This is a genomic window from Rhizobium sp. NZLR1b (assembly GCF_019685155.1).
GTDB lineage: Bacteria > Pseudomonadota > Alphaproteobacteria > Rhizobiales > Rhizobiaceae > Rhizobium.
Genome location: NZ_JABDWC010000024.1, coordinates 86,134 through 99,528 on the forward strand (window position 1 = coordinate 86,134; position 13,395 = coordinate 99,528).

The 13,395-nt window shown below is 53.9% G+C and carries 10 protein-coding genes; 4 read left to right on the forward strand and 6 right to left on the reverse strand.

Annotation, left to right across the window (positions count from 1 at the left end; all coding sequences use genetic code 11):
• Positions 1 to 73: 73 nt before the first annotated feature.
• Complete coding sequence (locus HJB84_RS26940; protein ID WP_245515210.1) at positions 74 to 1,174, reverse strand: ABC transporter substrate-binding protein; 1,101 nt, start codon at positions 1,172 to 1,174, stop codon at positions 74 to 76.
• 507 nt (positions 1,175 to 1,681) lie between these two features.
• Between HJB84_RS26940 and HJB84_RS26945 the strand changes: the two genes are divergently transcribed.
• Positions 1,682 to 2,386, forward strand: a complete 705-nt coding sequence (locus HJB84_RS26945) for a hypothetical protein (RefSeq protein ID WP_246622111.1) — start codon at positions 1,682 to 1,684, stop codon at positions 2,384 to 2,386.
• A gap of 209 nt (positions 2,387 to 2,595) precedes the next feature.
• On the opposite strand, the gene HJB84_RS26950 is transcribed toward HJB84_RS26945, so the two are convergent.
• The 5 genes from HJB84_RS26950 to HJB84_RS26970 all read right to left on the reverse strand — a co-directional run bounded on the left by HJB84_RS26950 (position 2,596) and on the right by HJB84_RS26970 (position 8,229).
• On the reverse strand, positions 2,596 to 3,564 hold the full coding sequence (locus HJB84_RS26950) for an ornithine cyclodeaminase family protein (RefSeq protein ID WP_131702608.1): 969 nt from the start codon (positions 3,562 to 3,564) through the stop codon (positions 2,596 to 2,598).
• Complete coding sequence (proC, locus tag HJB84_RS26955; RefSeq protein WP_168277084.1) at positions 3,561 to 4,427, reverse strand: pyrroline-5-carboxylate reductase; 867 nt, start codon at positions 4,425 to 4,427, stop codon at positions 3,561 to 3,563. The genes HJB84_RS26950 and proC overlap by 4 nt, the downstream gene beginning before the upstream one ends.
• Positions 4,428 to 4,536: 109 nt before the next feature.
• Entirely contained in the window at positions 4,537 to 6,081 is a 1,545-nt protein-coding gene (locus HJB84_RS26960) for an AMP-binding protein (protein WP_168277085.1), read from the reverse strand.
• A gap of 7 nt (positions 6,082 to 6,088) precedes the next feature.
• On the reverse strand, positions 6,089 to 6,859 hold the full coding sequence (locus HJB84_RS26965; RefSeq protein ID WP_168277086.1) for an enoyl-CoA hydratase/isomerase family protein: 771 nt from the start codon (positions 6,857 to 6,859) through the stop codon (positions 6,089 to 6,091).
• Between the two features lie 527 nt (positions 6,860 to 7,386).
• On the reverse strand, positions 7,387 to 8,229 hold the full coding sequence (locus tag HJB84_RS26970) for an IclR family transcriptional regulator (protein WP_131702604.1): 843 nt from the start codon (positions 8,227 to 8,229) through the stop codon (positions 7,387 to 7,389).
• A 228-nt stretch (positions 8,230 to 8,457) separates the two neighbouring features.
• On the opposite strand from HJB84_RS26970, the gene HJB84_RS26975 reads away from it, so the two are divergent.
• The 3 genes from HJB84_RS26975 to HJB84_RS26985 all read left to right on the forward strand — a co-directional run bounded on the left by HJB84_RS26975 (position 8,458) and on the right by HJB84_RS26985 (position 13,007).
• Positions 8,458 to 9,447 (forward strand): succinylglutamate desuccinylase/aspartoacylase family protein, encoded by a 990-nt coding sequence (locus HJB84_RS26975; protein ID WP_131702603.1) that lies wholly within the window; start codon positions 8,458 to 8,460, stop codon positions 9,445 to 9,447.
• 640 nt (positions 9,448 to 10,087) lie between these two features.
• Positions 10,088 to 11,923, forward strand: a complete 1,836-nt coding sequence (locus tag HJB84_RS26980) for an ABC transporter permease subunit (RefSeq protein ID WP_168277087.1) — start codon at positions 10,088 to 10,090, stop codon at positions 11,921 to 11,923.
• A gap of 13 nt (positions 11,924 to 11,936) precedes the next feature.
• Entirely contained in the window at positions 11,937 to 13,007 is a 1,071-nt protein-coding gene (locus HJB84_RS26985; protein WP_131702600.1) for an ABC transporter ATP-binding protein, read from the forward strand.
• Positions 13,008 to 13,395: the final 388 nt, after the last annotated feature.

Here is a 13,395-nt window from a genome sequence, read left to right on the forward strand (position 1 = left end):
CGTGCTGCTTAGTAAAGGGCGAGGCTCGCCTTTATAAAGCAGCTGCGGACCTATGGACCGCAGCTGCAAAACCTCACTGTGACAGAAAAGTGGTGCAGCGCTCTATGGCCACATCATAGTTGGTGCGGCCGTCCGAACCCCGTTGAACCCACCAATCGTAATTCTGTACGATCTGCTGTTCCATGATTCCGGGTGCGCCAGGTATGGTTTCCGCCAGTTCCTTCGGCAAAAGCTTGAATGCATCCTTGTTGACCGGGCCGTACGGGATTGCTTCTGCGAACGCTGCCTGTGCCTCTGCCCGCGAAATGTAGGCAAGAAGCTTCGAAGCGTTTTCCTTATTGGACGCGCCCTTCAGAATGATCCAATCATCATACTGCAGCATGGACTGATCCCATGACAGTTCCAGTGGCGCACCTTGTTTCTTGGCAGTGACGATGCGGCCGTTCCATGCAGCGGCCATATCAACTTCACCGCCGATAAGGCTTTGCGGCGCGTCTGCGCCCGTTGCCCACCAGCGACCAACATTGGGCTTTATTTCCTTAAGCTTCGCGAAGGCTCGATCCATATCGAGAGGATAAAGCTTGTCTTTTGGGACGCCATCACCGATCAGTGCCCCTTCCAGGAGTGCGCCATACAGCATCAGGTCGCAATTTGGGAGGCTTCGCTTGCCTGGAAATGCCTTCACATCGTAGAAGTCAGTCCAATTCTTCGGACGCTCATTGGGAAATTTGGCTGTGTTGTATGCGACCACAACTGAGTAATAGAAAGAGCCGAGGCCATATTCACCCTTCATGAATTCCGGAAGCCCTGCCAGAGTTTCCTTGGCAAAAAAGGTGTAGTCGATCTTTTCCAGAGCATCGTTGTCAACCCATGTCGGTACCTCACCGCCATTGATATTGCTGATATCGGCCTCTGGTTGGCCGAGCTTTGCCGAGGCAAGCAGTTTAGCGCTTGAAGGGATGGTAATCACTTTGATGCCAGTATCGCGCTCAAACGGTTCGAACCAAGCCTTTTTTTGCGCTTCTTCAAAAGCGCCGCCGGCGGTGGCAACGACCACCTCCCCAGTTCCCTTAAGATTTTCCGGGATCTCCTCCGCGCGAGTTGCGGTCGGCAATCCGGAAAGCAATATCGCCGCACAGACCGCGAGAGCGTCGCTTGCTATTCTGTTGCTCATCCTCTGTTCCCCTTTTGTGCAAAGCTCGAAGTGGATTCCAACGTCATAAAGACTCGAGCGCATCTCCAGACATGCTTAGCAACTGCATCATACGGTTATATCGCATAGCAATACGACATATTGTATAATTTAATTTATTTTCGTCAAGGAGAATATTTCCGGCATAGGAACGGCTTGACGCTGCTTCAGTGCGCCCGACACCGTACGCATCTTGAACCAAATAATGCGTTGAAGCCGACGTGATACCGAGTTGACGCCCGGCAGCGATGAGGCAAGGCTGCCTGCAATCAAACCAACCACAGTTTTCGGGATCTACGAACTGAACGCTTTGAAGGTGCAAGATCTTGTACCCTATGTGGAATTCCGAGCTTGGGCACCTCAATCACAACTCGTGCCCGAAGACCTTTGCGCAATCCTTCTCCAAAATGAAAATTCAATATTGCACATTGCATAATAATTTACGCGGGATGATACTGGATTGTGACAGTTTCCAGAGGAGGAAATAGAATGATCAGCAATGGAATGATTGGACGCGCGCTGGGCGTTCTGACGACCGAGGGCGACTCCGTGTTGCCGCGCGGCTATGTCGCTAACCCTGAGACATTTGATTTTCCGATCATCGCGGAAAAAGTCGAAGGGGCCTATATGGATCGGCTCTGGGCCCGCGATTCTTCGATTGAGCCCGCCCTTATCGTCGCTGCCGAACGTCTGGTAAAAAGGGGTGCTGTCGCAGTTGCTTCAGATTGTGGCCTTTTTTCTTGGCATCAGCCTGCGGTGGCAGCAGCGGTGGGCGTTCCGGTGATTTTATCGAGTCTGCTTTTGTTGCCTCTCTTGCTGCGTCAGGCGAGCCGTGCGGCGAAAATTGGACTATTGAGTGTCTCCTTGCCGTCCCCCTACGATGACGCAGCCCTCGGCATTGAGAATTCGGCTGATCGGAGCAGGGTAGTTTTCGGCGGTTGCGAAGGTGCGTATGAGCAAAGCGTGAAGACGCGCTATCCAGCGGAGGTGACTATCTCTGAAAAGATGGCGGGCCTTGAGGCAGATGTGATTGCGGGTGCAACACGCTTGCGAGCGTCTCACCCAGACATTGCAAACATTCTACTGACCTGCACCGCTTTCCCTTGCGTTGCTCCGGCACTGCGAAAGAAAATTGGCTTACCAGTCTACGGCATTACGGATCTCTGTCGTTTAACGATGGGCGCACTCCACTAAAGCTGCCCTGTTCAGCAAATCTAAGGATAAGTCACCGTATGTTCCCGGCACACTGGTTTGCAGTGTGCGTGATCGGCCGATCGCCTGCATACGAAGCTGTACTTGCAGCGCAGCCGGGAGAGGTTGAGGGTGTGTGACGCCAAAATTCAGACTTGGCGTTCATCTAAGTTGGAAAACGATCACATTGGAGAACCCGGAACTGGATCCTATTAGCGGCGCAATTTTGTCCCGACATTTTCCCGCCGAGCCCTAATGTAGAGTTCACCCGCCACAGCAAGATCCGCCAACGCAAAACCAGGATAGATGAATAGGATACGATCCAATCCGCTTGTACGGCCCCTCGAAACGCCGCTTGCGAGATCAGCCAAGTCCGCATTAAATGGGCCAGAATAGGCTAGCTTTGATCGGCTATCAGGATCCTCGGCTTGCACCTTGTCATCGACGATGAACGAGCTAAATGCTCCAAAACTATCAGGCAACCACGATCGCCCCATATCGATTGCGATAGCCAGGCTACCCGCCGTCAGCTTCCGAGCATCGAGGAACGGCTCCATGCCTGCGACATTCGGAACGGTGGAGACAACGATGTCGCATCGAAGGACATCATCCGGGCTGGTGGTGGTTCGACCGTTGGCGCCGTCTGCGTCGGCGTGCGCAGCGAGTGATACCGCAGACTCGATACGGCGGTCGAAGCATACGATGTCAGCTAAGCCCGGAAGCACGTCTCGCAGCGCCGTCAGATGGCCGTACGCCTGTGCCCCACATCCTACGAAGCCTAGCGATGTGCTAGCCGGTGATGCGAGGTACTCAGACGCTAGTGCCGACATGGCTGCGGTCCTCATGACTGTGAGGCGATTTCCGTCCACAACGGCGAGCGGCAGTCCGGTTTCACCGTCGCCGAGGATGATCAGGCCATTAACATTTGGCAGTCCTCGCTGAGAGTTCGTTCCTACGACACTCACCCACTTTACAGCCGCCAATGGAGGTTCGTTGCAAACCGCGGCCATCGTCTGAAAATATCGATCTGGTGCGGCTCTCACAGTCTGCTTGGAAGGGATCCGAAGTTCACTTGAACTATAGGCTCCAAATGCCTTTCGAAGCACCGCCCGCAGTTCAGATGGCGATATGTTCAATTGATCTATGTCTGATGCATTCAGGTATAAGATGTCTTCTGTCATTTGGTCCCCTGGCCGCTTGACGTTAATCCAAGTTCCTCTGCTCCACCAAGTTCCAATGATCGTTGAAAAGCTGCCTTAGTGGCGCGCAGTATGAGTGCAGAAAGTGCGCTTTCTGTCGCAAGGACCGACATAGCCGCTGCGGTGGTTCCATTCGGGCTTGTGACTTGTCGCCGAAGCTCTGCTGGGTGGTCATTGGATGCAAAAGCTAGCGCCGCCGCACCGTGAACAGTCTCTTTGGCCAATTTGCTCGCTACTTCCGCCGGCAGACCTAGTTCACGAGCCGCATCACCTAGGCACTCGATGAGGTAGAAGATGTACGCCGGCCCTGAGCCGCTTATCGCTGTGGCCGCGTCTATAAGGTCTTCTCGTGTGACTTGATGAACCGCACCACCGGCTTTGAACAACGATAAGACGTTCTCAAGCTCGCCGTCTTCTACAGCGCTGCCGGTAAAAATAATCGTTGAGCCTTTTCCTATAGAGGTCGGGGTGTTCGGCATCGCACGCACGATGCGTGGAGATTCAAGCAGTAGTTTCAACTTCCCAGCGGGAACGCCCGCCGCGATGCTCACGAAAACGGTGCCATCTGAAAAGCGCTGATAGGAAGGCAGCTCATTTTGGACGGCTTGAGGCTTAAGTGCGAAGACGATGATCCCTGCTTTTCTTGGTAGCGTCTCACAGGTCTCATGGGTATTCACGCCGAGCGCCACGGCTCTCTCCCGCAGAACTCTGACTGGCTCGACGACGTGGACAGCGGCGGGATCGACAGTAGACGTGTCGATCCATCCACGAAGCAGTGCATAGCCCATATTGCCGCAACCGACGAGGATCAAGGGTTCATCTAGTTTGATTGATGTGCGGTTCATTTCACCATCCCGTCCCGCTCTGCGTTGCCGCTGCGCTGTACTCCGTACGCTTCAACAAGGTAGCCAATTTGCGTTCCGCGCGGTGGGCCTGCATACCTGTGACCCCAGCCTAAGCCCGAGCTTGCTCTTTTGCTGCCAGCCGATCCCAGCAATCGTTTAAATCTTTGGGAAGCAAATGCTTCATGATCCTCTGACTTGGCGTGCGCTCAAATTCCTTCACCACTGTGATGTAGCGAGGGTTCTGGTAGGAGGCGAGGCGGTCAGAAAGCCAGTGAGATAGATGCTCAGGCTCGATAACTTTTCCGGTCTTCGCTTTCACGAACAATTTGATGTCCTGCTCACCCACATCGGCAGCTACTCCGATCATCGCGCAGTCTTCAACGGCCGGATGAGTACCAACGACACGCTCCACTTCCCAAGCAGAGACATTCTCTCCCTTACACCGGACGCTGTCTGTCAACCGGCCATGGAACCACAGGTTTCCGTCACCGTCTAAAGTGCCTGCGTCTCCAGTGTGGAGCGCCCCGTTTACGAGCGCTTTTCCCGTTGCTTCCTGGTTGCGGAGATAACCCTTGAAAAGAGCACCATCGAGCGAGGATCTGACGACGATCTCTCCTCGATTTCCGCTCGCAACGGGGTTGCCCACCTCATCCTCGATCGAAACCGAAAACCAAGGCGTCGGCTTTCCGACGGAGCCAACGACACCTTTGGTGTTGCAGGTCGTAATGCTCGCTGCTTCGGTCATCCCATAGCATTCCCGGATCTCAACGCCGAAGCGATCGCGGAATTCCGGCCAAACGTCTTTCGGGCACCCGCCTCCCCACGCGATCCGAACCGAATGTTCACGATCAAGCAGGCTCCCCGGCTGCTTCAGCAAAATCTGAAGGATGCCCCCGAGATAATGGATATGAGTTGCGCATGAGTTCCTAACTTGATCCCAGAAGCGGCTCGCGCTGAAGCGGTCGACCATGGCCAACGTCACATCTTCGATGATCGGCAGAACTAAAAGCTGGGCCCCGCCAATATGGAAGAGTGGCTCCCAGACAAAAAACACGTCTGCTGGACCCATTGAGGTTAGGGTCCGTACCGCTTCCCCCGCGAGCCGCAGCATCCCGTGGGTAACCAGCACACCCTTCGGCCGACCAGTTGTTCCCGACGTATACATGATCGCAAACAAATCGTGCGCATCTGGGACGGCATCAGCAAAACTGCTTTCGCGGAGCAGGATTGCCTCCGGTACCGAATGATCTTGATCGCCGACCAACATGATGTTTTCGGAGCGTAGTTGAGCACCGCACCCTGAGATCGTTGATCGGAAATCTGGGTCACATAAGATGAGCTTGGGTTCGCTATGCTCGAGCATGAAGCAAAGCCCGTCGCCCTTTTGCTGCGCATTGATCGGCACCCAGACGGCTCCAGCCTTTGCAATGCCGAAAAGGACAGGAAGCGATAGACGGGAGTTCCGCATCATTACTGCGACACGGTCGCCCGGTTGCACGCCTTTGCGTCGCAGTGTCGAGGCGAACGCGCTTGATTCCATTTTCAGCATAGCAAAAGTGATCGGCTGACCGTTGAAAATCGCAAAAACCTGATCAGGGCTTCGGTCGGCTTTTGCATTGAAGTCGGCAATGAAGCCCTTGAGATTGTCCATCATGAAAAAGTCACGCCTTTCGAGATGCCCGTTCCGCCAAAAATTTCTCCATCATTTGAGCTGTTTCACCCGACGCGTAGGCTTCCCGGTGGATCCGGACTGCCGCATCCAGGCACTGGCGGAACCCAAGCTCGGTCATTTCGCGCAGCCATTGCTTATCGAGGCGCATGGCGACTGGAGGCTTGACGCCAAGCTCACGGGCGAGTGAAAGCGAAGCTGTCAGGACGTCTGACTGCGGAACAATCTTGTTGATGATCCCGACGGAGTGACATTCGTCGGCACCCATCAGTCGGCCGCTAAGCGTCAGATCGGTTGTTCGAGCCAATCCAAGCATCTCGCGCATGATCCACGGCCCGGTTACGCTGGCGATCCCGGAATTGATCTCAGGCTGACCCATGCGTACTCCGGCATGACCGATGCGAAAGTCGCATAGCAGCGCAACCTGAAATGCGGAGCCGGCGGCCACACCATTCAAAGCCGCAACGAGAGGTTTGGAGAGCGAGCGAATTGCCCCGTACAGCCGCTCCCACTCAGCGATCCATTCGGAGCCTGTCTCTCCGTCAAAGGACTTGGCTTCGTTGAGGTCCTGGCCGGCACAGAATGCCCTGTCCCCTGCCCCGGTCAGTACAATCGCACGGACAGTGCTGTCCTCCTCGAGGTCGACGAGTGCTTCAACAAACTGGCTCCGCATTGGCTTGTGCCAGGCGTTCAGAATTTCGGGCCGATTCAGTGTGACCACTGCGACCTCGTCTCTTCTTTCAACGATTATGTAGCGATCCATGATCCACCATTCATTGGAATGCAATATTATATATCGCATAATGTGACGAACCGGTTCGTGAAGTCAAGCGCGTTTAAGCAGGTCGGTGGAATGTGACCCGGTCATTCCTCGCGTTTCAGCGACCGGGAAACGAGAGCGGGCAACGATCATCCGGTGCATAGGTCGCTCGGAATCGATATAAGAAAGGATTTTGCAGGAGCGGGAGCGCGGTTACGCCAACCCGACACGTATGGTGCTAGCTGGTGGTAGGCGCGAATTTCCCGGAGGTGGGTAGATGGCAGGCACAAATTCTCAGTGTTTGAACGTCATCGAGGATTGGCCCTGCGGTCACTTGCGAATTCGATCACCAATCCGCTGGCTCTAACGGTCAAACCGTCTATTGTCGCAAACGTTATCCAATACGTCCTCAAAAAACCGATTACAGTATGGACGTAACGACGCCTGAGATATGCTCCTCCGCAGAAGATTCCAAGCATGACAACTCGCCGGAAAGTGTGCTCGCGCCACCCCCCCTCAGGGTGGCGGCTTCAGGCTCTCCGGTACTGCGACGCTACCTTAGACATCTGCCTAGCAATCTCGACGGTAATCGGACTGAGTTCAGCTTCGACTCGTTCAATGGTCCAGTTAGCGGTGGAAACTGCGATGTTAACCGCTGCGACCACTCTGTTATCATACCCGAAAATCGGTGCAGCGACTGAAATGTCGCCGAGCATTGCCTCTTGGTTTGCGATGGCAAACCCCTTCTTGCGCACATTATCCAGCTCATCGAGCAACTTCTGGCGGTCTTGGATCGTAAAGGGAGTTAGAGCGTCGAAGGAAGGTGCTTTGAGGATCTCGCTTGCTACGCTCGGGTCCAGGTTTGCGAGGATTGCACGACCTGGCGCGGTCGCAAAAGCAGGAAGACGCGTCCCAATCGTGACATATGAACTCATCACGCTTCTACTCGGCACACGTGAGATGAACACGATGTCAGAACCATCGAGTTCCGTCAGATTGGCCGTCTCCTGTGAACGCTTGTTCGCCTCCAGCAAATAAGGAAACGTCGCTTCCACGATCGGATTGCTTCGCAAATACGCGTTGCCAATGTCCATGGCTCTGACAGAAAGTGAATACTGGCGAGTAGTTTCACTATGGGTCAGATACCGGAGCGCCCGCAAAGTGTAGAGCACGCGCTGGGTCGCACTTTTGTTCAAGCCGGAAGCCTCGGAGACTTCAGCCAATGTCATTGGGCGCGGATTTGAGCAAAACGTGTCTAGTACGAGCATCCCCTTTTCGATGGTGCCAAGATAAAGACGCTCATCCACGTTGGTCTTTTCGAACGAAGCAGGTGGATTGACTCCGCTCTTGCCCTTACCGCCGCGATCAAGCATCGTGCCTCTCAAACTAAAAATGGAATGCGGTAGTGCATATTGCTATTCAATGCGCGTGTAAAGGCTGAAGCCCCGCGCTGATCCCCGGCATAATCGTCACTGTGAACGGGAGCCATGCAGCGTCCCTTGACATGGCCAAGCTACAATATAGGATATTATTATGCAATAGAATTGACGGGTGAACATGGCCTATGGCGGCGGTTCCGAAAATCACGTTGAGATCATAAAATGAAGATAACCGCTCAAGAGAATAGCTGCAGATACGGTGAAGAAGGCGTATTCCGAGGAACATTCCGCTTCGACAACGAGGTCTTGGGGGATTATACTTGGCCGTTATGCGAAATCCGAGGAACGCAACCTGGCCCCCGGCTTTGTGTGTCTGCCGGAGTGCATGTCAATGAAGTATCTAGCATCGAGGCGTCCATACGGCTTCAGAGGCTTTTCGAGCCCGAAAAGATGAAGGGGTCAGTGTCAATTGTACCCGTCATCAATCAGCCAGCCATCCACAAATATAGTGAGTACGTGTGCCCCGCCGACGGCAAGAACATCAACCATATGTTCCCCGGTCGAACCGACGGGACCTTTTCCGAAGTCCTCTGCGACGCAGTCCTCAACGAGTGGGTCAAGGGCGCAGACTGCTACATCGACATGCATGGAGGGGATCTGAAAGAGAAGGTATCCTGGTTCACCATTTTCCAGCGCACGGGTGATGATGAATTCGACGCCGCGGCATGCAACGTTGCAATGTGCTTCAACAGTGAGATCGTGCTTGCCCTTGGCCCGGAATATATGAAGAAACCGGGTCGACCTCCGACAGCGTGCGCTTTGCGCAAGCAGATCGCCATAATGACCGAGGCCGGGTCGAATGGTCTTTTGAGCGAAGCCGATATTTCCTTTCATGTCGAGGGAGTATTGAACGTAGCCCGGTTGCTCGGAATTATAGATTCCCAACCGTCATCGGCCACCAATGGACGCTCATTATGCGACAGCTACATCTGGGTTGAATGTCCTAGCGATGGGGATTTTCATGCAGAAGTCGAGCCGGGATCCATCGTGAGGCAAGGGCAGCGTCTCGGCTCAGTGCGCGACGTATTTGGAGATGTCCTGGACGAGGTGTTTGCTCCCGCGACGGGATTCGTCCTTTGGCGTATTACTCACCCTTCCATCCGCAAAGGTGAAGCGCTGTTGACCATTGTTGAAGAGGCGCAGGCAAAATAGTGTTCCGCAAGATTGGCTATTTCTAGGGCCAGTCCGAATACGCTTAGCCTCGCCACGACGATCCTCAACACCCAGTTTGCTAGCGACAGGATTGGGTCCGTGTGGCTGCCGGTACCGGAATTCTTAAAAAAAATGGCGAAAGAGCCGCAAATGGTTGCAAACGCGTCCGGGCGTAGAGCCGCAGAACGCTTTCATCCTCACACGATCGTCCTGCCGCATCGATCCAGAAAGCCCGAGCCTATCGCGGGCGAATGGTTGGGCGCAAGGGTGAGGATCTTTGATTTAAGCTGGCCCTTGCCTCCGACAATCTACCACAGACGGCAAAATCAAAAACGCCTTGACGTTCCCGTTTTTCCAATATAAGATATTGCATAACAATATACCGCAAAAAAACGGGAACAGGAATGAAGCTGATGTTTGGGACATCGCGAGCTGCGTGGAAACCCTCCAACTTCTGAAGATTTCTTGAATTAGATGCCGTCAGAAGAAGAGGCTTATGAGGCCAACGCGTAATAGTGCTCCTTCCAAGCCGTTTTCTGCTCGTTGTGGCTGGCCGCAGTCGAGAAACCTATTGCGGGTGAAATATGCCCCGAGCGGGAATCATTAGCGCTGCATTCGGAGCAGCGACGGAGTGAAAGTTATGAATTTGGTACAGGAAAGCGCGAGCGGCACTGGTATAAAGCGCCCGGCAAAGAGGCTAACCGTCATGAACTCGCTGTTAGAAAATCGCTGGATTAGAGGGGCTCTGGTTTCGGGTCCGCTCCTCATCCTCCTGATCGGCTTTCTGGCGGTTCCGCTGTCCTATATCGTTTGGGGCAGTTTCGAAGGAGCGAAATTCAACTTCAGTCACTACGCTCGCGTTTTTTCGAGCGAGACGAACTTGAACATACTGTTTTATACCCTTCGGATCGGGTTGATCGTGACAGTCGTATCCCTCGCTGCCGGATACCCGGTCGCTTATCTACTGACCAAGCTTAAGTCACGTTCATTGTCCACCGTCAGTATTTTCCTGCTGATTCCGCTTTTCACTGCCTTCCTAATTAGAACCTACGCCTGGATGATCATACTTGGTCGCGAAGGTATCATAAACAACGCTCTGGTTTGGGCGGGTTTAATCAATGAACCCTTGACCCTGCTCAACACCACTTTTGCTGTGGTCGTTGGTATGGCCCATGTCTTCATCCCGACCGCCATTTTCACAATGTATTCGTCAATGGTGCGCATTGACCATGATGTTGCCAGAGCCGCCCAGATACTGGGGGCAAAGCCGGTACAGGCATTCCTGCGCGTTTATTTCCCACTGACACTACCGGGTATCTTTTCTGCAGGTGTCCTGATTTTCATTTCCGCCATCGGATTCTACATCACCCCTGCCCTGTTGGGCGGCCCGAGTGACACAATGATCTCACAACTGATTGTCGCGCAGATGACAACGCTGTTGAACTTCGAACTCGGATATGCTTCGTCCATCGTGCTGCTTATGGTGACAATCGCCATTCTATTCGTTGCGAGCCTGTTTATCCCGCTGGAAATGATATGGTCATCGTCAACAGTCACCCTCACCGATGAAGAACCACGCGCAGCGGCACGGCTGCTCAAGAAAGTGAAACGATCGATCGGTCCTCTTCTCTACACTGTCGAGGCATCGGTGCATTTTCTCACAAAACCCATCCTCACCCGCAATTCCCGTTGGTTGTGGGTATACACTATCCTCATACTCTTTTTCTTGACGGCGCCGTTGATTGTCGTCGTGGTGCTGTCTTTCAGTTCGTCTTCATTCGTCGTCTTTCCGCCCCCAGGATTTTCGCTTCGTTGGTGGGAAAAGCTGGCGAGTGCTACAGAATGGCACCAGTCGTTCTTCTTTTCGGTTCAATTGGGTATCGCCGCCGCCTGCGTTGCGACGATCATAGGCACGATGGGCGCGTTTTGGCTGGTGCGGACAAAGTTTCTATTCAAGAAAGCGCTATTCCTGTTTGCGCTTTCCCCCTTGATGGTGCCAGTGGTCATTATCGCAACCTCGCTATACGTCTTCGAAGCAAAGCTACACATACTCGGCACCTTCGGCGGGCTGGTTATGGGGCATGTCCTGCTCGCCGTGCCCTACGTCATCGTGGTCATGGCTGCCGCGCTGAGAAATTTTGACCAGTCCCTAGAGCCAGCAGCTGCAGTGCACGGAGCTCGTCCATTACAAACACTTCGACTTGTCACGCTACCCATTCTCAAACCTGCTCTCCTTACGGCGGGACTGTTGGCTTTCCTGACATCCTTCGACGAACTCCTTGTCGGCATTTTTCTGCTGGGACGGCAAACACCAACATTGCCCATCAAGTTCTGGGGCGACATTGCCTACCAGGTTGATCCGTTGCTGAGCACGGCATCGACCTTGATCGTTGTCCTTGTGACGGCATCAATCATTGCAGTGCAGTTCATCCGGGAGCGTCATAACACGCGCATCTCTAACAATATTGCCGAATGACTGGAGGCGAAAAATGTCTACAAGCCTTGAAATGAAAAACATCCAAAAGTTCTACGGCCCGCTTCAGGTTGTGAAGGACTTTAATCTCCAAATTCAGCCAGGTGAGTTTGTGACCTTCCTCGGACCGTCCGGTTCCGGAAAGTCGACTGCGTTGAAGATGATAGCAGGGTTCGAAACGCCGACGTCAGGCGATATCTTTCTGGGAAGCCGTTCCATCGTAGAGCTTCCCGCCTATGAGCGCGGTATCGGCATGGTGTTTCAAAACTATGCACTATTTCCTCACATGACTGTCGCGGAGAATGTGGCGTTTCCCCTCACGGTTCGCAAGTCGACCCGAGCTCAAATTGAGAGCAGCGTTGCGCGCGCCTTGCGACTCGTGAAAATGGAACAGTATAGCGGCCGCTATCCCAACCAACTTTCTGGTGGCCAGCAGCAGCGCATCGCACTGGCCCGAGCCATCGTATTCAATCCAAGCATTCTGTTGATGGACGAGCCTCTCGGCGCGCTTGATCGCAATCTCCGGGAGCACATGAAGATTGAGATCATGCGTATTCAGAAGGAACTGAATATGACAGTTGTCTTCGTGACCCATGATCAGGATGAAGCGCTGACCATGTCGGATCGAATCGCAGTTATCAACGAAGGCCGACTCGTTCAGGTGGACGATAGCAAGACGCTCTACGGCAGGCCGAGGAACCGGTTCGTCGCATCGTTCGTCGGCGAATCCAACATGATTCCGTGTCGCGTCGACGTGATCGAAAACGGAGCAGGCAGGGTTACCCTGGCAGGCAACACACCCGGGGCGGCGCAGTTGTCTGGGCAGATTGACGGCGATCACGGCTGGATGTTTGTTCGTCCGGAACACGTCGAGATCGACTTCCGTTCGGTGGGAGCGGATTTGCCCAACGCGCTCGACGGCGTGGTCGAAAACGCACTGTTCCTCGGCGAAATGACGCGGTACCTGGTCCGCTGTGGTGATGAGACAATTACCGTGAAGCGGCAGAACCGGGGGCAGGCTCACTTTTCCGGCGGAACACCGGTGACGGTTTCGTGGAAAGCAGAAGATTGCAAGGTCTTGGACTAGCCATACATTGTGCGAAATCGCTTCAATCTCACTATATGGGCGACGACGAATTCAATCGCTTTGGCAATGCCCCACCGAAGTCGCTTCCCGGTCAGCGTATTTGGCTCTATTGATGTGAAGCGCCCCCACTTCGGCCGGACACTCAGCATAAGCAGGAAGGCTCAAGCACAGGATCAGGATTAGATTGCGCAGACTCCCGCCTGGGATCCTGGGATTTCAAACATATTCGTAACAAACACGACAAATTTAGGCGAATTCGGGGTACGCATCCGGCGTGGGCCGCCTTGTCGGTTTGATTTGAATGTGGCCGATTGTCCTTATGGACGTATATAAGGACAATTGCCGGCCAGATGTGAGCCGGTTAGACATCATCGAGCTTGGTCGGCGG